At 41.9% G+C, this 22,355-nt stretch carries 10 protein-coding genes; 7 read left to right on the top strand and 3 right to left on the bottom strand.

Annotation, left to right across the window (positions count from 1 at the left end; all coding sequences use genetic code 11):
- Positions 1-48: 48 nt before the first annotated feature.
- The 3 genes from ACM0OT_RS06570 to ACM0OT_RS06560 form a co-directional block, all read right to left on the bottom strand.
- Entirely contained in the window at positions 49-1,050 is a 1,002-nt protein-coding gene (locus ACM0OT_RS06570) for an NAD-dependent epimerase/dehydratase family protein (protein ID WP_414563594.1), read from the bottom strand.
- A 44-nt stretch (positions 1,051-1,094) separates the two neighbouring features.
- Positions 1,095-2,273, bottom strand: coding sequence for an ABC transporter permease DevC (gene devC / locus ACM0OT_RS06565; RefSeq protein WP_414563593.1), 1,179 nt, complete (start codon positions 2,271-2,273; stop codon positions 1,095-1,097).
- 85 nt (positions 2,274-2,358) lie between these two features.
- Complete coding sequence (locus ACM0OT_RS06560) at positions 2,359-3,561, bottom strand: ABC exporter membrane fusion protein (protein ID WP_414563592.1); 1,203 nt, start codon at positions 3,559-3,561, stop codon at positions 2,359-2,361.
- Between the two features lie 384 nt (positions 3,562-3,945).
- On the opposite strand from ACM0OT_RS06560, the gene ACM0OT_RS06555 reads away from it, so the two are divergent.
- From ACM0OT_RS06555 to ACM0OT_RS06525, 7 genes are all read left to right on the top strand, one after another.
- Positions 3,946-5,265, top strand: a complete 1,320-nt coding sequence (locus tag ACM0OT_RS06555; RefSeq protein WP_414563591.1) for a ParB N-terminal domain-containing protein — start codon at positions 3,946-3,948, stop codon at positions 5,263-5,265.
- Positions 5,266-6,025: 760 nt separating this feature from the next.
- Entirely contained in the window at positions 6,026-6,304 is a 279-nt protein-coding gene (locus ACM0OT_RS06550) for a hypothetical protein (protein WP_414563590.1), read from the top strand.
- A gap of 224 nt (positions 6,305-6,528) precedes the next feature.
- Complete coding sequence (locus ACM0OT_RS06545) at positions 6,529-11,826, top strand: beta-ketoacyl synthase N-terminal-like domain-containing protein (RefSeq protein ID WP_414563589.1); 5,298 nt, start codon at positions 6,529-6,531, stop codon at positions 11,824-11,826.
- 166 nt (positions 11,827-11,992) lie between these two features.
- Positions 11,993-13,711 (top strand): SDR family NAD(P)-dependent oxidoreductase, encoded by a 1,719-nt coding sequence (locus ACM0OT_RS06540; protein WP_414563588.1) that lies wholly within the window; start codon positions 11,993-11,995, stop codon positions 13,709-13,711.
- A gap of 165 nt (positions 13,712-13,876) precedes the next feature.
- On the top strand, positions 13,877-18,556 hold the full coding sequence (locus tag ACM0OT_RS06535; protein WP_414563587.1) for a PfaB family protein: 4,680 nt from the start codon (positions 13,877-13,879) through the stop codon (positions 18,554-18,556).
- 238 nt (positions 18,557-18,794) lie between these two features.
- Entirely contained in the window at positions 18,795-20,459 is a 1,665-nt protein-coding gene (locus tag ACM0OT_RS06530; protein ID WP_414563586.1) for a PfaD family polyunsaturated fatty acid/polyketide biosynthesis protein, read from the top strand.
- A 2-nt stretch (positions 20,460-20,461) separates the two neighbouring features.
- A complete protein-coding gene (locus tag ACM0OT_RS06525; RefSeq protein WP_414563585.1) occupies positions 20,462-21,973 on the top strand; it encodes a thioester reductase domain-containing protein in 1,512 nt (503 codons plus the stop codon).
- Positions 21,974-22,355 lie beyond the last annotated feature (382 nt).

Here is a 22,355-nt window from a genome sequence, read left to right as displayed (position 1 = left end):
AGTTTTCCAACTTAGGAAAATTTTCAAGATAGATGAAAAGTGCTGTATCTATGTTAATTTTTGAATATCGGTGTTGTTCAGCCATTCTTGTGTATAGTGCAGTCCTTTTTTTAAGTCAATTTTAGGTTGGAAATTTAATAGGCTTTGTGCTTTGGCAATTGAATAAGCGTGAGGACGACTCATAAAATCTACAGATTCTGGGAGAATATCGGCTTTTTTCCGGAAAAGTTTTTGTCCTTGGGCACGTAGTTTCAGAAATAATTTCATTTCATCTTTTGGTAAAGACATTGGTGTAGATAAATTTTCCATTGCCGCCAATTGCAGAAAATATTCTTTCCAAGACGTGCTTTGTCCATCGGTGATATTAAAAGTTTCACCGTATGCCTCTTTTTCTATTGATAAAAATATGGCATCTATTAAGTTGTCTATATATACATGATTAATGATTCCTTTACCATCATTGGCATAAGCAAATAATTTTTGGCGCATCATCAGAATTGGTTTGATTACCCAAGAAATACTTCCTGGCCCATAAACATCTCCAGCGCGAATAATAATGATGCCAAAATCTGGGGGTGCATTCAGAGGTAAAAGTTCATTTTCAGCTTCTATTTTCGTTTGACAGTAGGGATTATTTTCACCTGACAAGGGCCCAGATTCTGTGATGCCGTCAGGATAATTAAAACCATAGACCATCACACTGGAAAGATGCACAAATGTTTTGATGCCAGCATTTTTAGCAGCTTTAGCCATATTGACTGTGCCACCAACATTTACCGCCCGAAATTCTTTAATAGAACCTGCTTCTTGGGCCATTTGTGCTGTATGCAAAACAATATCTACATCCTGACAGGCTTTTTGGGCAACAGCAGCATCAGTAATACTGCCAACAATTACTTCAATACCTAAATTCTGTGCTGTTTGATTCTTATCGGCAGAACTTTGGATTCCACGAACTTTCATTCCTTGGGCCATAGCTAACTCGGCTGCACGCAAGCCAATAAATTCATCAATTCCAGTAATTAAGAGAGTTTTGTTTTGGAGGTTCATAGAGATAGGAGTGATTGGTAAGTTATATGATTGAAGTTAGAAGACTAGAAAATATCAGCTGGATCTGCGGAGCGGAGTTTATTAATTGCCAGTGACCCTGAAGTTATACATATTAAAATTGCTGAGACTAAAACTATTACAGCATTATTAACAGTCATCATTATTGGCAATTTAGTAGCTTCCATTGCAAATCCATAAATAATTACGGAAGATAAAAATCCTGGTATATAACTTAATAAAGCCAAGATAATTGCTTGTTGAAAGACTACATTTAAAAGATATGTATTAGCATATCCAATTGCTTTTAAAGTTGCGTAGGCCACAAATTGAGTAGCAATGTTGCTGTAGAGAATTTGATAGACAATTACTACACCAACTACAGAAGCCATAGTCAGCATGAGATTAAGAATAAAACCAATGGGTGTTCTCACAGCCCAATATTGTTTTTCAAAATCAATGAAACCCTGACGAGTAAACACTTGAACATCGTTAGGTAAAGTTGCCACCAAATTTCTCATAACCGTATCTGGGTCTGCACCGGGATTAAGGCTGATGACACCTATATCGATCATTTCTGCTGGTCTAGTGCTAGGGTTTATCCTCAAAAAAGTTGAGTCACTGACAATTAAATTGCCATCTACACCGAAAGAAGGCCCCAAGCTGAACAAACCCCCTACTCTCACTCTGTAACCAACAGGAGCGTCAAAGGGGAATATTTCAATTGTCTGCTCAGAATTTCCTGCATCAAATTGTGTAGCGATGGGACCAAACTCTGGGCGAGAAATTCTATCAAAAAGGACAATATCAGGAATTTTGAGTTGGTCTAAATTTTGAGCAACTTCTGGTATATTTAAGACAGATTTTCCTGGATCAAAACCAATCACATATATTGAATATTTTTCTCCAGTTTCTGGGTTCTTCAACTTGGCAAATTGTAAATATATGGGGTTCACTGACTCTACACCATCAAAACCCAAGGTTTGGTATAAGCGATTGCGTGAAAAACTTTGAGTTGATGTCAAAGATTTGTATTGTGAACTGACTAAAAATAAATCACCCCGGAGATTTTGATGCAGTGCGGTAGCACTAGAATAAAGTGCATCTTGAAAGCCAAGTTGGATAAACATTAGCAGCACAATAAAAGCAATCCCACTTACGGCCACGACAAACCGAACTTTTTGCTGGGCTAGCTGTAGCCACGCCAAAGGAATTCTAAAATTCATGGATTCAGTTGTGATTTGTTATATGTTGTTTGTTTGTCAGTTGGCAGTTAGTGGTTATAACCAACAACTAACCACTGACTCATGACTATATTTGAATGGCAACATCTACCTGTAAATTCGTCAAACGAGCTACCCGCGCACTATCTTCGGGATTATCGATGCTGATTTTGACTTCAACTATTCTGCGGTCTGTATCTGCTGTGGGATTAAGGCTGAATATACTTTGGCGACCAATTTGCCAAGCAATTTCGGTCACTGTTCCTGAAATTGCGCCAGGAAATGCTGTGCTAGTAATGGTAGCTTTTTGACCTACACTGACTTTTGATATATCAGTTTGATAAACTTCTGCAACTACAGACATCTGAGATATTTTACCGATCTCAGCAAAGCCTGCGTTGTCAATTACTTCTCCGGTTTTGGTGTGAATTTTTAAAATTTTGCCATCTATGGGAGATTTGAGGTAAGTTAATTCCTGGTCGGCTTTTGCTTGTTTGATAGCAGTTACCGCACTAGTAACTTCGGTTTGTGCCAATTCAACATCGACGGGCCGGACTTCGCTAATACTGTTAAGTTTAGCTCTACCTTCTTGTATTTGGTCTTGGAGAGTGGTTTGAGTGCGGTTGAGGTTGGCTTGGGCTTCTGTGAGCTGCTGTTGTAAAGTTTGGAGTTGTAAAGCTTTACTATCTGCTACAGAGGCAGAAATCGCACCTTGTCTAAATAACTGTTGATATCGCTCGTTTTCGCTTTGGGCGTTGTCTACCTCAGCCTGGATGCGGTTGATTGTTGCTTGCCCGGCTGCAACGTCTCCTTTTAATTGTGACTCTAAACCCGCGATCGCAGCTCTTTGTGCGGCAATATCTCCACTTCTAGCTCCAGCTTTCACCTGTGCTAGTCTGGCTTTGGCTACTTCTAGCTGGTCTAATGATTGTTGGAGGGCGGCTGTGGAGCGAGCATAATTTTCTAAATGCGCTAATACTTGTCCTTTTTTAACTTGTTCACCTTCGGTGACTAGTAGTCTTTCTACTCGTGGGCCGTTAACTGCATTAGGAGCAGACAAAGTTGTCACTTCCCCTTGGGGTTGTAAACGTCCTAAGGCTGTCACCGCAAGTCTAACAGGGGTAATTTCTGTGGTAGTTTCTGGTGGAGTCTGAACTTGAGGGCGTGTCCGATTTGGTGAAAAATTGTAGAAAGCGATGATTCCGGCTAATAAGGTGACGGAACCAGCCAAAATAATCCGCCACCGACCTAGGGGTTTTGAAAATAATTGGCTGTCTTTGTTTGCTGCCATATTTTTATTCCAATTGTGTTAAATCTGTCGATTGCAGTCGGCTCGTCTGCAAGTTAAGCAATATGACTTATTCTGGTAGTGCTGAATTTAAGATATGAAAAGCTCACGCAAAGGTGCAAAGATGAGTTTAGCTTTACGTATTTGTAGGTTTTAGGAATCTTTGTATGTCTGTACAGCCACCTTAATTTACTAACTTGGCAACAAAATCGATAGTGGCGTTACTTCAAATCTTTCTTAGTTTTATCCTAATTTGACATCGCATCCAGTATCGTAAAATACGATATTGTCATTAGTCATTGGTTACTCTTCTCATCTTTCCATCTCCCCATTTCTCTAAATTATGTATACTGATTCTTTGACTGACTGCACTAAAAAGCTGTAATTATGCCCATCGTGCCTATAGACCAAATTCATATTGGTCAAAACCGCCGTCCGGTAAAGGGTGAGAAGGTTGATGATTTGAAGGAGTCGATTAAGGCTAATGGTTTATTGAATCCGATTACGGTAGACCAAAAGCTGAATTTGATTGCTGGTTTGCATCGGCTGACTGCTTGTAAGCTATTGGGGCTGGAGGCGGTTGAGTGTAATATTGTCAATTATCAAGATGCGGATCAAGCGCGGTTGGCGGAAATTGACGAAAATCTGATTCGTAATGAGTTGGAACCGTTGGAACGTTCGGAACTGTGGTTTGAGCGTGATCAAATTTTGGTACGCATGGGACTGAGGGCGAAGGCTGGCGATAATCAACATACTCATAAAGGTAGTGAAATGATTTCACCACCTCCCAAGCGCACGGTGGAGTTGGCTAGAGAAGTGGGTTACTCGGAACGCACTTTTCAGCATGGTAAGCAAATTGCTAAAAGTATTCATCCAGAGGTGAAACAGATAATTAAGCGATCGCCTATTGCTGATAGTCCTACAGCGTTACTGAAGATAGCTAGGGCTGGTAGTCAGGAACGGGCGGCGGCGGAAGCGGCGCAACAGGCTTGGGAGTTGGCCCAGGCTAGGGGAGACGAGACCGAAACTGCACGGTTAGCTCAATTGATGGTTGATGCGAGGGCGAAGCAAAAAGAGTTACAGATTGTGGCCCATAACAGTGCTATGGCACAAAGGGCTGCTAAGTTGGCACAGAAACAGAGTCTACGTCAGCCAAAACAGGTGGTGGAACCAGCAAATACTCAAGTGAAACTTGGGGATGAATGGCTGCTGGATAGGCATTTAGTCTATTGCGGCGATACGTCTAGTTCAGATTTTACCAACTTGTTACCTTCAGATGCGTCTTTGGCGATCGCTACTCTTTCTTCTACCTGGGAGCATGATTATTTGGTGGATGAGGCGCGGGTGGTGGCGGTGTTGCGTTCTGAAGGTCAGATTTATGAATTTTATCGCCGTTGTCAAATGCCCTTTCAATATGAGTTGCTGCTGGGTAATGTTTATATGGGTATTTTTTCTCATCAATCAATATCTCGGCCGCAGGCTCCTATTAATATTGAGGGCGTGGAAGGGATTGTTAATTATTTAATTAATTTGTATACAAGTCAGAATAACTTTGTGATAGCTCCTTTTATGGGACATGGGGAGATTTTGCTGGCTTGTGAACGGTTGGGGCGCATCTGTTTTGTTGGGGATGCAAATCCGGAGTTGGTTGGCCGGGGGTTGTGGCGTTGGCAGCAGTGGAGTGGGAAGTCAGTTATTAGTCATTAGTTTTTTGGCTATGGGGTTAGCATCAGAATTTTATTAAGTGTGATATGGGTATTTATGGCTATTTGTGGGATTCATGGATTTATTTCTATTTCTGTAACTTTGTTATCAGATGTTAGTTGATGATATCAAATTCTTGGGGATTCATTACAATTTATTTTGTATTGTTTATTATGCACAATTTATTAAATTAAGGTTTGCTTCATAAATAACTGTTTAGATATTTTTGTTATTTAATATTCAAAAATCATTAAATATTTGGATTCAATTATGATGCTCTGCTGAGAAACACATCTACTTACTGCTGTTTTATTCCTATGTGTTAATTAGATTTTAATTAATTCAATAGACTCTGGTACTGATATGTAAATCAAGGATAGAGTGGGAATTTAGCTAATTTCTATGTGGTTGTATTGGATATTAATTATACTTTTGGTGTATGGTTTATACAAAAAAATCGCCGACAAGAATTTAGGCTTTTTATAAAATAACCTTAAACAAATGATTTAGTTTCTGTGAATCATGTTATTCTTTTTATTAATTCAAACGTTTCAAGGCGGCAAGGAAATTTAGTTATTTTGTTAAGCGTGAAAAAAACAAAACTAAACCTGACCGCATTGGCATCACCTTTTAAGTGTGTGAGTATTTCTTCAGAAAAGTGCATGAATTCGGAATAAGGGGGGATGTTTTTTCGGTAACGAACTTGTCAACTTTTCTGGGTTGAATTGCTTAAAATATATTATCCTGGACGTTGAAACTGGCTATGGCATTTATCAAAATACAGAACGTCATTATTAACACCAGCTATATTGCTGCTGTTAAGTTAGATACTCAAACAAGTTTGGGAGAAAAAAGCGTTTCTGTCTTAGTAGCTACTCCTCAGTTTCCAGTGATCCAGTGGGATACAATGGCCCAAAACCTTTGCCATTACGAATGGATGGAATTTACTGGTCAAGCAGCTAACGCACTCCAAGACTATTTTACCAGTTTCAACAACGTCATTGACCTATTACCACAATATCAAGAATCGAGTGCTGGATAAAATTCTGACGCGACCATCGCTGTTTTCGGAAATTGCCTGGAGGTAGAAAGGCAGTGTGTATCGTGTGGTGTCGGTTGTTTAAAGACAAGCATTTAGTTTTGTCTGCGTCACGTTACGCGTAGATAAAAAATAGCTCATTTTGAATGGGCAACAGGAATTACTGTAGCTATGCTGCGCCACGCAAGCTATCACGATTCACGGTACTTAAGAACAGTATATGCCTTATGTCTGCTTATTCAATTGATACTGCCTTGGCAGAGTTGGAGAGCCTAATCAATAGTTGTCAAAAAACTGTGATGAGGTCAATAGAGGACAAGAAATCGAATAAGGAAAAACCAATGTCAATTAGCAAGATTAACAGACAATTACAACAAAATCCTATAGCCATTGTTGGTATGGCTTCTCTATTGCCTCAAGCCAGAAATTTACGGGAATACTGGCAAAATATCATTAACAAAATTGATTGTATTACTGATGTTCCTGCTAGTCACTGGAATATAGAAGATTATTACGACCCTAATCCTAGAAATCCTGAAGATAAAACTTATTGTAAACGCGGTGGGTTTATCCCAGAAGTAGATTTTAACCCGATGGAGTTTGGCATTCCTCCCAGCATTTTGGAAGTTACAGACATTTCCCAGCTATTGGGTTTGGTGATTGCCAAAGAAGCAATGGAAGATGCTGGTTATGGTGAATCTCGTGAGTTTAGCCGCGAGAATGTCGGGGTAATTTTAGGGGTGGCTATGGCTAAACAATTAGCAACCCCGCTTTCGGCTCGTTTGGAATATCCTGTTTGGGAAAAGGCACTCAAAAGCAGTGGTCTTTCTGATGAGGATACCCAAAAAATTATCGAAAAAATTAAAAGTGCTTACATCAAATGGGATGAAAATGCTTTCCCTGGGATGTTAGCTAATGTGGTCGCTGGACGAATTGCCAACCGCTTGAATTTTGGCGGGATGAATTGTGTCGTTGATGCGGCTTGCGCTAGTTCTTTTGGTGCTTTAAAGGTAGCAATTAGCGAACTAGTTGAACATCGTGCTGATATGATGTTGACCGGTGGTGTGGATACTGATAACACCATCATGGCTTATATCTCTTTCAGCAAAACACCTGCTGTTTCCCCTAGTGATAATGTCAAACCCTTCGATGCTAAATCTGATGGGATGATGCTGGGTGAAGGTGTGGGTATGTATGTCCTCAAGCGTCTAGAAGATGCAGAACGGGACAATGACAGAATTTATGCAGTGATTAAAGGCATTGGGACTTCTAGCGATGGTCGCTACAAGAGTATTTATGCTCCCCGCAAAGAAGGTCAAGTTAAAGCCTTAGAACGTGCTTATGAGGATGCTGGCTTTTCTCCGGCGACTGTTGGCTTAATGGAAGCCCACGGTACAGGTACAATGGCAGGTGACCCCACAGAATTTGGTTCTTTAAGAGATTACTTTAACCAACACGATACCAAAAAACAGCACATCGCTTTGGGTAGTGTGAAGTCCCAAATTGGACATACCAAGGCGGCTGCTGGTGCGGCAAGTTTGATTAAAACAGCTTTGGCGCTACATCACAAGGTTTTACCCCCCACCATTAATATTACTGAGCCGAACCCCAAACTCGACATTAAAAATTCCTCATTTTATTTAAATACCGAAACCAGACCTTGGATTCGGGCAGAAGGAGAAGCGCCAAGACGGGCGGGTGTGAGTTCTTTCGGCTTTGGGGGCACAAATTTTCACATTGTGTTGGAAGAATACGAAGCTGGCGAAAATCGTCCCTACCGTTTACACAGCACTCCCCGCGAGGTGCTACTGTTTGCTAACAACCCAGCACAACTGTTGACTAAGTGCGAAGAAACTCTGGATAAGTTGCAATCAGATGGCGGTGAAACACATTTTGCAGCATTAGTTCAGGAATCCCAATCAATTGAGATTCCCCAGGTTGCAGCCAGAGTAGGATTTGTGGCTGAAAATCTGCAAGAAGCTTGCAAGTTCATGCAAATTAGCATTGACTGGTTGAAGCATAAAGGTTCAATCACATCTTGGGATCATCCCCAAGGTATTTACTACCGTTCTTCTGGGATGAATTTGGGCGGTAAGGTTGTGGCTTTGTTCTCTGGACAAGGTTCCCAATACCTAGAGATGGGACGGGAAGTTGTGATGAATTTCCCTCAAATGCGTCGTCTACACGGCTGTATGGATAGTTTGTTACTCAAAGATAATTTGCAGCCGTTGTCAGAGATTGTCTTTCCCCATCCCGTATTTGATGAGGCAGAAAAAAATGCCCAAATTGCCGCACTGCAACGCACAGAATATGCTCAACCTGCCATCGGCGTATTTAGTGCAGGTCTTTATTCCATCCTGCAACAAGCCGGGTTTAAATCTGATTTTGTCGCTGGACACAGCTTCGGTGAACTGACAGCTTTGTGGGCTGCGGGTGTTCTCAGTGAACAAGATTACTTATTCTTAGTCAAAGCCAGGGGTCAAGCCATGGCCGCCCCAGAAGACCCAGACCATGATGCTGGGAGTATGTTGGCGGTGAAAGAAGATTTATCTAAAGTGGCTGTAGTCCTGCGGAATTATCCCCAGGTAACCATTGCTAACTTTAATTCTCCCACCCAAATTGTCTTGGCAGGCCCCACCGCAGAAATCGCCAAGGTGAGACAGGCTTTACATGACCAAGGTTGTGCGGCTGTATTGTTACCTGTGTCTGCTGCTTTCCACACACCACTAATTGCCTTTGCTCAAAAATCCTTTGCCATAGCTACTAAGTCGGTGAAGTTCAACAGCCCCAAAATTCCTGTTTTCACCAACGTTACCGGTAAGCCTTACCCCCAAGAAGCCCAAGGTATTCAAAAAATCCTGGAAACCCACCTGTCTAACTCGGTGTTGTTTAAACAGGAAATTGAAAATATCTATGCAGCAGGTGGTTATTGCTTTGTGGAGTTTGGCCCCAGGCGGATTTTGACCAACTTAGTGAAAGATATTCTAGGCGATCGCCCCCATCTTACCATCTCCTTAAACCCCAGCACCCAAAAGAATAGCGATCGCTCTCTTAGAGAAGCCGCTGTACAATTGCGTGTGGTGGGCTTAACTTTGAAAAACCTCGACCCTTATCAAGTTGAACCTGCACTACCCCCCGTTGAGAAAAAGAAGGCTTTAAATGTGCGGTTGAAAGGCATTAATTATGTGTCTGACAAAACCAAAAACGCCTTTACGCAAGCCTTGGAAAATGGACATACAGTCAGTTTAGCTGCTGCGCCTGCCATCACTTCTACACCTGAATTTTCTCAGGCTGTGCAAGAAAGTAACAGTAATGGACGTGTTGCCCATTCTGCACAGAGTTTGCCCGAATTATCACATAACTCTCATAATTCCACCGCATCTAGTACCACCCCACCCCAGCCGCAAATGAATCCGGCCACGCTTCCCACTCAAATAGACCAGGAAACGAAGATGCAACCAACACCAGAAAAACCTGTAAATTATCAACGGACGCTAGAAGGTTTAGAATATCTGCTGACTCAGTTCCAGAAAAATCAAACCGAGAACTTACAAGTTCATGGCACTTATCTGCAACATCAAATGGAATACACCAAAGCGTTTTTCCAACTGATGCAGCAACAAAATTCCTTATTTGCCAATACTAAATCCGACGCTGATACTGCACAACTTAAGTTAGTTGTCAAGGAAAGTATTGAACGTGGCATGATGCAGTTTCACGGTCAACAAGGTGAAACCCTCCGCATCCATGAGCAATATCTCCTGGAACAGTTAGAATACGCCAAGAATTTTTTCCAACTAATACAAGAAGAATATTCTCAACTCATCTCTAGTGAGGCAATTACTCAACCCACAGAGACAGTTATTAACAAAATCACACCTGCACCAGTTGTCGAACCACAACCTGCACCTGCGCCAGTGGTAGCAGCAGCACCAGTTGTCGAACCACAACCTGCACCTGCGCCAGTGGTAGCAGCAGCACCAGTTGTCGAACCACAACCTGCACCTGCGCCAGTAGCAGTAGCACCAGTTATCGAACCACAACCTGCACCTATATCTGTTCCCGCCATTGACTTAGCTGACTTGGGTAATAACTTGTTAGCCATCACCAGTGATAAAACTGGCTACCCAGTCGAAATGCTGGAAATGGATATGGACATGGAGGCTGACTTAGGAATTGACTCAATTAAACGAGTAGAAATCTTAGGTGCATTACAGGATATGTATCCTAATCTACCCCAGCCAAACTTAGAAGAACTATCAGAAAAACGCACCATCGGTCAAGTTGTAGAATATCTGCAATCCCTTTTTTCCGGTAGCGTTCCTGTAGAAACAGCTACACCTGCTACTAATATCCCCACCCCAATTATCCCAGAACCAAAAGCAGTAGCACCCACCATTCCTACCACAGAACCATCAGTAGCACCCACAATTCCCACCCCGGAACCAACAGTAGAATATACCCAAACCCCACTCCCGACTCCCGACTCCCAACTCCCCACCGACGACTACGCAGACTTAGGTGAAACCCTGTTAGCCATTACCAGTGATAAAACCGGCTACCCAGTGGAGATGCTAGAACTAGATATGGACATGGAGGCTGACTTAGGGATTGACTCCATCAAACGGGTAGAAATTTTGGGCGCGATGCAAGACAAGTACCCCAACTTACCCCAGCCAGACATCGAAGAACTGGGCGACCTCCGCACCATCGGTCAAATAGTTGATTATCTCCAGAAGTTGGCTGGAGGTGAAAAAAAAAAGCCCCAGCAGGAGTTTAGCTACCAGCCAGTCCAGATAATTGACGGTATTACCCGCCGTCCTGCTAAACTTCAGTTTCTACCACCACCCGATAGTTTAGATTTCGCGTTACCAGAGGGACACGTTGGTTTAATCACCGACGATGGTTCCCTCACCACCTCCCAATTAGCTCAATCCTTGAGCGATGGCGGTTGGAAAGTGGTAGTTTTAAGTTTCCCCCAATCAATCGTCCCTCAGCAATCAACTTTACCAGTCGGAGTGCATCGCGTAGTTCTCGCAGATATGACAGAAGAATTACTACAACATAAATTATCTGCGATCGCAACTAACTTTGGCAATGTCGGCGCTTTTATCCACATTCATCCGGTATTTGAGGGAAAACAAACACCCACTTATCAAGAAGCAGAAAAGGCAATTGTCAAGCACGTGTTCTTTATGGCTAAACATCTCAAGCAATCCCTCAATGAAGCGGCGGGTTACGAACGTAGTTGTTTCTTGACTGTGAATCGTTTGGATGGTGCTTTTGGGTTAGAGCATAATGTGAACTTCGGGGCCATTGGTGCAGGGTTATTTGGCTTAACTAAGACTCTGAAGTTTGAATGGCCCAAGGTGTTTACTCGCGCCATTGATTTGAGTCCGGCTGTGGATGCTCAAACATCAGCCGAATATATTATTGCTGAATTGCATGATCCGAATCTGCTCATCAGTGAAGTGGCTTACGGCTCTCAAGGGCGTGTGACTTTGGTTGGTGATTTGCAGGAGTAATTTTGAGGAGGGAGGTAACAGATATATCTCCCTCTGCGTTCCAGGATTGTTTTTTGTTTCACGCAAAGGCGCAAAGGCGCAGAGAAGAGCGCAGAAATCTTTAAAAAACTCTTTCTTGGCGTTTTGGCGTCTTGGCGGTTTATTTTAATCATAAATTCCCAATAATATGACTACACAGACTCAGGTTCGTCCTTCATCGGTTTTTGTTGTAAGTGGTGGTGCGAAAGGAATTACAGCTCAATGTGCGATTAAAATGGCACAGCACCAGCCTTGTAAGTTTATTTTGCTTGGTCGTTCGCAGCTTTTGGAAGTTGAACCAGCGTTTGTGCAGGATTGTTTCGAGGAACCAGCACTAAAGAAACGCATCATGGAAAATCTTCTGTCTCAAGGGGAGAAGCCGACACCCATCAGTGTACAGAAGATATATAACCAGATTATTTCTAGTCGAGAAATTAAGAAAACACTGGCAGCGATCGCAGCAACAGGCGCGCAAGCAGAATATATTAGTGTAGATGTCACCAATGTTGCTGATTTGCAGCAGAAGTTAGCGGCTGTGGGTGGAATTACGGGAATTATCCACGGGGCGGGAAATTTAGCTGATAAGTTAATAGAAAAGAAAACTGACCAGGATTTTGAAAAGGTCTACACAGCTAAGGTGCAGGGATTAGAAAATCTGCTATCTTGCGTCAATCTTGAGCAACTCCAGCATTTAGTATTATTTTCCTCCGTAACTGGATTTTACGGGAATATCGGACAATCTGACTATGCGATCGCTAATGAAATTCTCAATAAATCTGCCCATTTGATTAAGCAAAATTATCCTCAGTGTCACGTAGTGGCGATTAACTGGGGTGCTTGGGATAGTGGGATGGTGTCACCAGAACTGAAAAAGGCTTTTGCAGAAAGGGGAATTGATATTATTCCTGTGGATGTAGGTACACAAATGCTAGTCAACGAACTACACCCAGCCCATAATGACACTGCACAAGTTGTCATTGGTAGTCCATTGGTTCCCCCAATTATCGAGTTAGACACCCAACTGCGAACTTATCGTCTGCGTCGCCAGATGACACTAGAAGCCAATCCCTTCTTATATGATCATGTAATTGCGGGTGTTCCAGTATTACCGGCTACCTGTGCTATGTCCTGGATTATCAATTCCTGTGAGGAGATTTATCCAGGATATAAATTATTTAGTTACACAGATTTCAAAATTTTGAAGGGAATTACTTTCAATGACACTTTAGCTAAAGAACATATTTTGGAAATAGAAGAAGTTTCCAAAATCAACTTAGAAAAAGTAGAAGTTAAAGCTAAAATCTGGAGTAAAAATTCTGCCGGCAAAACCCATTATCATTTTAGCGCTCAACTAAACCTCCAGCGAGAAATTTCCCCTATCCCCACTTATGAATCCATCAATTTAGCCGAAGATAACATCATCACAGCCACCAAAAAAGACTTCTATCAAAATGGAGGAGCCACCCTATTTCATGGTCCATCATTTCAAGAAGTCCAACGAGTTTTAAATATTACTCCCGAAAAAATCACTACAGAATGCTTGTGGACAAAACTCAGCCCTCAAAAAGAAGGACAATTCCCCGTCCGATGGGTCAATCCTTACACAACAGACCTGAGTATGCACGCCTTATGGATTTGGACACAACACTTTCATCAAGAAGGTTGCTTACCCGGAAAAGTAGAGAAATTTGAACAATTTGCCCCCACCCCACACAACGAACCATTTTACGTATCCTGCGAAGTAAAAACCAAAACAGCAAGTAGTGCGATCGCCGACTTTATTATCCACGATAAACAAGGAAAAGTATACTCCCGAATGTTAGGCGCTAACGCCATTATTTGGTCAATGAAATTACTCAAAAGTTAAAACAAACCGCCAAGAAAGAGTTTGTTTAGGTAGCACCTTAAAATAATTTTGCGCTCTTAAACTTTGCGTCTTTGCGCCTTTGCGCGAAATAAAAATTCTCAAATTTGGGGAAAAGCGTAAATCCTACCTACCTTTAAATACCCCAAAACTGTTGAGGATATAAAAATGCAAAAAATAGCCATCATCGGATTATCATGCCTATTCCCCGACGCTAAAAACCCCGACGAATTTTGGCAAAATCTCATAGCCCAAAAAGAATCCACCTCATCAGCCACAACTAGCGAAATAGGCGTAGACCCCAACATTTTTTACAACCCAGTTAAAGGCACACCAGATAAAACCTATTCCCTCAAAGGTGGATATATCCGGGACTTTAATTTTAATCCCGCCGAATATAACCTGCCATCAGAATTAGTTGCTGGTTTAGACGACTCCTTTAAATGGTCATTGTATGCCGCCAAACAAGCCATCACCAATAGCGGCTACTGGGGAAATCAAAACCTCCTCGCCAAATGCGGCGTAATTCTCGGTAATCTTTCCTTCCCCACCAAACTTTCCCATCAATTATTTTCCCCCATTTACCAACAGGCGATCGCACCTGCTGTTAAAGAACTTCTACAAGATGAAGACTTCAATTTAGCTGGTTTACCAAAGACAACAAAAGCGTCTTTATTCAACGCCATGATTTCTGGCTTACCAGCTTCTATAGTTGCCCAAGCTTTATCGTTATCTAGAATTAATTTATGTCTAGATGCTGCTTGTTCTTCGTCATTTTATGCTATTAAATTAGCCTCCCATTATCTATCATCCCATAAGGCTGACATGATGTTAGCGGGAGCCATCAGTTGTGCCGATTCGCTATTTGTAAGGATGCTATTTTCCGGTGTCCAAGGCTTTTCTGAAGACGGTACAAGTCGCCCCTTAGATAAGACATCCAGAGGTCTAATTCCTGGTGATGGCGTGGGTATGGTCATGCTGAAAAGATATGCCGATGCTGTCAGAGATGGTGACAATATTCTGGCAACTATTTGTGGAAATGGTCTTTCCAATGATGGCAAAGGTAAGCATTTACTCAGCCCCAATACCAAAGGGCAAGTCCTCGCCTTTGAACGAGCTTATAACGAAGCTCAAATTAGTCCCCAAAGTATTGATTATCTAGAGTGTCACGCTACCGGCACATTACTAGGCGATACAACTGAACTTAATTCCATAGCTACATTTTTTGGACAAAATCAAGCTTCACCATTGGTAGGTTCTGCTAAAGCCAACACCGGACATCTACTAACGGCTGCCGGTATGGTGGGCTTGACTAAGGTCATTATGAGTATGTCTCAGGGAGTCATACCACCTACTATTAATGTCGATGTCCCTTTAGCCTCAGACAATAATGTCATTTCCAGTGAAAATATTGTCAGAAAAGCTACAGCCTGGCCTAACAACAATACATCAATTAAACGGGCAGCCATCAGTGCTTTTGGGTTTGGTGGTACTAATTCCCATCTAATTATTGAACAAGGCATCACAGCCTCAGATGCTAACTCTACAACACCCACACCACCTGCCAAAATTGCCATTGTTGGGATGGATACCTTCTTCGGTGGATGTAACGGCTTAGATGCCTTTGAACGCAGCATTTATGAAGGAACCCAGCATTTTATTCCCCTACCACCTTCTAGATGGCATGGTATAGACGAGCAAACTAACTTACTGCAAGAGTACGGTTTAACAGATGGAAAAGCGCCTGTAGGGGCATACATCCAAGACTTTGACATCGATACGTTGGCTTGCAAAATTCCTCCCAACGAAGTTGAAAAACTTAATCCCCAACAACTGTTACTTTTAAAAGTTGCTAACCGCGCTGTTAAAGACGCGGGACTTAAGGAAGGGGGAAATGTAGCAGTAATTGTGGCTGCGGAAACAGAGTTTTCTGTACATCAATTACAACAACGATGGGATTTGTCTTGGCAAGTCAAAGCAGGCTTACTGTCCGAAAATATCGCTTTACCAGATACAGACCTTTCCCAGTTAGAAGGCGTTGTCAAAGACAGTATTCACCATTCAGTCGAAACCGGCGAGTATGTCAGTCACATCGCCAATATTATGGCGAGTCGGATTTCTGCTTTGTGGAATTTCACTGGCCCCGCCTTCACCATGACATCTGGTGAAAACTCTGCCCTCAAGGCCTTGGAAGTTGCTCAAATGCTGCTGTCATCTGGAGAAGTCGAGGCTGTAGTTTTGGGTGCGATAGATTTAGCCGGTGGTGTAGAAAATGTTTTATTACGTAGTCAATTAGGCAAAGTCAATACAGGTATTCATACCTTAAGCTTTGACCAAAATGCCAATGGTTGGATGGTCGGTGAAGGTGCTGGTGCAGTTGTCCTCAAGCGTCACGACACTGCCCAACAAGACAACCAACGAATTTATGCTGTACTAGATGCCGTCAGTTTTGCAGAAAATAGTTCTCCTCAATTAACAACATCTGATGCCCAAGCTATCCAAGAGGCTTGTCAACAAGCCTTCTTGATGGCAGAGATTGAACCTCAAGAGGTCAATTATGTAGAAGTATTTGGTAGTGGTATTCCCCAACAAGACACAGCCGAAATCACAGGGTTGTTACAGGCTTATCCCAAAACTGGCAATGGTTTGCAGTGTGCCATAGGTAGTGTCAAGTCCAATATCGGTCATACATATACAGCATCAGGAATTGCCAGTTTAATCAAAACTGCCCTCTGCCTTTATTACAGATATATTCCAGCCACACCTCAATGGTCTGGTGCTAAAACACCACAACTATGGGAAGGTAGTCCCTTCTATGTAGCGACAGAATCTAGACCTTGGTTTGTCGATAAAGGCGGTACTCGTCGGATAGCTGCCCTCAATAGCATCGGTATAGATGGCACCTACGCCCATGTCATTTTGTCAGAAGACCCCGACCAACAAGAACACGACAGTAGGTATTTACAGCAAATGCCTTTTCATCTGTTCCCCATAACAGCTGAGAATCAAGGCAACTTACAAGAGGTTTTAAATAGCCTCCAACAAAGTATCGAAGATAGTTCTTGTTTATCCACCACAGCGAGTCAGACCTTTAGCACTTTTAAAGAACATACTGAGGCTAAATACGCCCTAGCAATTACCGGACGTAACAAAAAAGAACTCCTCAAACAAATCGATGCAGCCCGTAAAGGTGTAAATACTGCCTTTGAAAAAGGTACAGATTGGCAAACACCACTAGGTAGTTATTTTACAGCAAAACCCTTGGGTAAACGCGGAACATTAGCTTACGTCTATCCAGCCGCAGTCAATTCTTATATTGGCATCGGCCGGACAGTCTTCCGCCTATTCCCCAAAGTCTTCGAGGACTTGAAAAGCAACAATCTCTATAACCGTGCAGCCGATGTAGAGAAATTAGTTTATCCCCGCAGCTTCCCTAAACTCACAACCAGACAACTAGAAACCCTCGAAAAGCAACTGTTAGATGATTCCCTGGCGATGTTTGAAAGTGAAATCGCCTTCGCCAGATACATGACAGCAATTTTCCGAGACGACTTTCAAGTCAAACCCCAATGCGTCTTCGGCTATAGCTTAGGTGAAACCAGCATGATGGTAGCCCAAGGAGTTTGGAGTGATTTTGAAGGCGGTAGTAATACCCTCAACTCATCACCCTTGTTTGGCGATAAACTATCAGGCCCGAAAAATGCTGTACGTGAGTATTGGGGCTTAACTACAACAGAATTACAAGAAGATAACTTTTGGGGTACTTATGTACTCATGGCTACACCCTCTCAAGTCAGAGAAGCTCTCAAAAATGAGTCACGAGTTTATTTAACTCAAATCAACACACCAGAAGAAGTCTTAATTGCTGGTGAGAAAACAGCTTGTCAAAGAGTCATCAAAACCCTTGGCTGCAACTCCTTCCCTGCACCCTTCGATCATGTCATACATTGCGAACCCATGCGATCGCAATACGCAGAAATAGCCAAAGTCAACACCTTACCCAGCCAAAACCTACCAGGTGTTACATTCTACTCCGCAGCCGAATACCAACCCATCGTCCTAGATAGTGGTGTTATAGCGCGCAGCATAGCCACCGGACTGAGCCAACAACTGGACTTTCCCCAACTAGTTAACCGTATTTACGACGACGGCGTAAAAATATTCATCGAAGCCGGTGCCGGTGGAGTGTGTTCACGATGGATTAGCAAAATCTTAGAAAACAAAGAACACCTCACAGTATCCCTAAATCGTAGAGGCATGGATGACCACAGCTCTATGGTCAAAGCCTTAGCAAAACTAGTCAGTCACCGAGTCACTTTAGACTTATCACCACTGTACAACCTCACCACCACTACCAAACAAAACAAATTAACCCTAAGAACCATCACCCTAGGTGGCAAATCAATTGCTGCGGCAATATTGACCGAAGAACACCGTAAACACTTCCAAAATATCGCCAATAACCTCAACAATTATCGGGTAAAAAATCTGCATCAAAACGTACAATTACCTACACCAACTCAGCCAGCAGAAGACCCAATAAAAAATATCATGGAACACGGTTTTGAGACTCCAGAAGAATTACAATCTTTTGAGTCAACAGCCCTGGGACAGCAAAATCTGCAACCAATTGTGTCATCTCCAGCCACAAATCATCAACTTGATAACACAATTAGAATGTCTGAACTCAACAAAACTCAGTATCAAAAACTGAGTGAAAACAATTACCGCATAACCAAAAATCATACTGCTTTCTTACAAGCCAGAAAAGATTTTAGTAAACAAATGAGTGAAATCATTCAATTACAACTAGCCTGTGCAGAAAACTTATTGAATGAAGAAAATTAACTAAATTTAGGGCGTTGCTGATTGAAAGTATGAATTACATCGCGCAAAGCCGCAAAGCCGCAAAGAAATTTTATTTGATTCAGCAACGCCAACCATCACTATTCCTCTTCATTTGTAAAAATTTCCCCTTCTTTTCTTGGCGTACTTGGCGCCTTGGCGGTTCGTTAAAAAAAAAGGATTGTTACAACAACCCTCAACACTTAATAACTCATCATTAACAACTTGAGGTAAAACTACAGTGACCCCCGTAGATACACTACCAAACAAACACAATAATAGCCTGAAGTTCTCCCCCCACATTCACACCCAAAACCTCACCTGGCAAGGGTGCTTAGATAGTGTATCCTTCGACCAATTAACCATTAAAACCAAACTACAAACATTAGATAAACCCTGTTACATCCTCAAAATTGGCGACAAAATTGGTGTCACCAACGAAGGCTACCTTTGCCAAGAAAATAACCCAACTGCACAACTCCTCACCTCCATTCCCCCCATCACCCTCCAACAACTAGGAGACCCCACCTTCCTAGCTTTTCACGGTGTTAAATACGCCTATGTCACCGGTGCAATGGCCGGCGGAATTGCCTCCGAAGAAATGGTCATCGCCCTGGGAAAAGCCCAAATCTTAAGTTCCTTCGGTGCAGGTGGACTACCTCCAGAACGCTTAGAAACAGCCATTAAACGGATTCAAGAAGCTTTACCTCATGGCCCCTACGCCTTCAATTTAATTCATAGCCCCAACGACATGGCCATCGAACGCCGGGCTGTAGAACTATACCTCAAATATCAAGTTAGAACCGTAGAAGCCTCAGCATTTCTCGACTTAACCCCCAACATCGTTTACTACCGTGTCGCCGGACTCAGCTTAAACGATGCCAACCAAATCGAAATTAAAAACAAAGTCATCGCCAAAATTTCCCGTCGAGAAGTAGCAACCAAATTTCTCCAGCCAGCACCACCCAGAATTATCAAAGAACTCCTAGAAAAAGGATTAATCACCGACTTACAAGCGAAACTTGCAGCTAAAGTGCCGATGGCTGACGATATCACCGTCGAAGCCGATTCTGGTGGACATACAGATAATCGCCCCCTTATCTGTTTATTGCCTTCGATTATTGCTTTGCGGAATGAAATCCAAGAACAATATCATTACGACCAACCAATTAGAATTGGTGTAGCCGGGGGAATTGCCACACCACAATCAGCCTTAGCAGCTTTTATGATGGGTGCTGCATATATCATGACTGGCTCAATTAATCAGTCCTGCGTTGAATCTGGAGCTTGTGAACATACCAAAAAATTACTAGCTCAAGCAGAAATGGCAGATATGATTATGGCTCCAGCCGCCGATATGTTTGAAATGGGGGTAAAACTGCAAGTTCTCAAACGCGGCACAATGTTTCCCATGCGCGCGCAGAAGTTGTATGAAATATACCGGACTTATGACTCCATTGAAGACATTCCCCTGGCAGAAAGACAGAAATTAGAAAAACAAGTTTTTCGCAAAACTCTCGCCGAAGTCTGGGAAGGAACAGCAGCTTATTTATCCCAGAAAAACCCTGAAAAGCTAGGCAAGGCAGTTAATAATCCTAAGCTAAAAATGGCATTAATTTTTCGCTGGTATTTAGGATTATCTTCCCGTTGGTCTAGTTCTGGGGAAAAAGGTAGAGAAGTCGATTATCAAATTTGGTGTGGCCCAGCAATGGGTGGTTTTAATGATTGGGTGCGGGGTTCTTACTTAGCTGAACCACAGAATCGTCGGGTAGTTGATGTTGCTTATCACATCATGATAGGAGCAGCTTTCTTATATCGCATTCAAAGCTTGAAAATGCAAGGAATGCAAATCCCCGAAGATTACAGTCAGTATTGCCCAGAAAATCCTCAATTATTGGAGATGTAAAAATGACTCTAAAACAATCTTATAGTGCAGCAGATATTCAAGCTTGGTTGGTATCTAATCTAGCTGAATTATTAGGAGTAGAAGCCGACGAAATAGATGTCAATGAAAATTTAGAAAATTATGGTTTGGATTCAGCACAAGCCATGACTTTGGTCAGTAAATTAGAAGAATTATTGGGATTTCAACCATCGCCCCTTCTCCTTTGGCACTACCCAACTATTGCCTCACTTTCACAGCGTTTAGCAGAAGAAATACAAGAAGGTGTACAGGTTCAAGATAGTCAAACTAATTCTACTAACACCCCAGTTCTAGATTTAGCTGCTGAGGTTGTGCTTGACCCCACTATTAATCCTGCCAATGCATCTAGCGTCTTTATTGGTGAACCCAAGAATATCTTTTTAACTGGGGGGACTGGCTATTTAGGTGCTTTTATTATCCGGGAACTACTACAAGAAACTGATGCCGATATATATTGCTTAGTGCGGGCTGCTAATTCCACAGAAGGTAAAAGCAAACTGCAAAAGAATTTGGAACAGTATGCAATTTGGGATGAGAAATTTAATTCTCGAATTATTCCTATTGTGGGTGATTTATCTCAACCACTGTTGGGTATTCCCTCCGAACAATTTCAAATTTTAGCTACTAATATTGATACTATCTACCATAGTGCGGCTTTGCTGAATTATGTTTATCCATATTCAGCATTGAAAGCTGCTAACGTTTTAGGAACTCAAGAAGTTTTGCGATTGGCTTGTCAAACCAAAGTCAAGCCTGTACATTACGTCTCTAGTGTAGCTGTGTTTGAATCACCTGCTTATGCTGGCCATTTAGTCGAAGAACAGGACGATTTTAGTCATTGGGAAGGTATTTTTCTGGGCTACTCTCAAACCAAATGGGTGGCAGAAAAGTTAGTTAAAGTTGCCGGTGATAGAGGATTACCTGTAACTATCCACAGACCACCATTAATTTCAGGAGATAGTCAAACAGGTATTTGTAATACCCATGATTTCATCAATTTGATGACCAAGGGTTGTCTAGAAATGGGCAGTTTTCCCGATGTAGATTATATGTTGGATATGTCTCCGGTGGATTATGTAAGTAAAGCCGTTGTTTATCTATCCAGACAAAAAGAATCTATCGGTAAAGCATTCCACTTGCAACATCCCCAACCAGTACCGTTGAGTTTCTTAGTTGACTGGATACGCTCTTTTGGTTATCAAATTAAAATGTTGCCCTATGATGAATGGCAAGCAGAGTTAATTAAAAATGCGTCTTCTGTAGACAATCCTTTATATACTCTGCGACCTTTTCTTTTGGAACGCTGGTCTGATGAACAGTTAACTATTCCAGATTTGTATCTGAAAGCCAGAAGACCTCATATTAGTTGTCAAGCTACTTTGAAAGCTTTGGAAGGTAGTTCTATTGTTTGCCCAACCATAGATTCTCAATTGTTGATGACTTATACAGCCTATTTGATTCAAACTGGTTTCTTGAATGTGGCGAATGTAGCTTAGGTTAGGAACTGGGGAAATGAGGAGGATAAGGCAAATGAAGAAGAAACATTGTGTGTCAAAACCCAAATCTTCCTCTTTCTCTATTTCTTTTTCCCCTTCGCTAACCTCCTCATATCCCCCGAATTCGTATTTGAGGGCTTTACCCATTACCCATCACATCTGATAATTTTTAGCTTAATAAGGGGCTAAGTATTACTACGTAGCTACAGTAAATATACTTAGTTTTTTACGTATAAATTACTAAGTATAGTATATTTTACAACAGGTTACAAAACTAAATAATGTCGTTTTTAATAAAAATTACATATATTTACGGTTATTTTTTTAATTTAAATATTAAATAATAATTAAGTAAGTTAAGTTTTTGCATTCAATGTGAAAT

The organism is Anabaena sp. CCY 9613 (assembly GCF_963920895.1).
Classification (GTDB): Bacteria; Cyanobacteriota; Cyanobacteriia; order Cyanobacteriales; family Nostocaceae; genus Cyanocohniella.
This window is presented reverse-complemented; position numbering and strand designations above follow the sequence as displayed.

Coding starts and splice junctions, on each gene's coding strand:
- ACM0OT_RS06570 (WP_414563594.1), bottom strand. CDS start 1,050: ATGAACCTCCAAAACAAAACTCTCTTAATTACTGGAATTGATGAATTT.
- devC (WP_414563593.1), bottom strand. CDS start 2,273: ATGAATTTTAGAATTCCTTTGGCGTGGCTACAGCTAGCCCAGCAAAAA.
- ACM0OT_RS06560 (WP_414563592.1), bottom strand. CDS start 3,561: ATGGCAGCAAACAAAGACAGCCAATTATTTTCAAAACCCCTAGGTCGG.
- ACM0OT_RS06555 (WP_414563591.1), top strand. CDS start 3,946: ATGCCCATCGTGCCTATAGACCAAATTCATATTGGTCAAAACCGCCGT.
- ACM0OT_RS06550 (WP_414563590.1), top strand. CDS start 6,026: ATGGCATTTATCAAAATACAGAACGTCATTATTAACACCAGCTATATT.
- ACM0OT_RS06545 (WP_414563589.1), top strand. CDS start 6,529: ATGTCTGCTTATTCAATTGATACTGCCTTGGCAGAGTTGGAGAGCCTA.
- ACM0OT_RS06540 (WP_414563588.1), top strand. CDS start 11,993: ATGACTACACAGACTCAGGTTCGTCCTTCATCGGTTTTTGTTGTAAGT.
- ACM0OT_RS06535 (WP_414563587.1), top strand. CDS start 13,877: ATGCAAAAAATAGCCATCATCGGATTATCATGCCTATTCCCCGACGCT.
- ACM0OT_RS06525 (WP_414563585.1), top strand. CDS start 20,462: ATGACTCTAAAACAATCTTATAGTGCAGCAGATATTCAAGCTTGGTTG.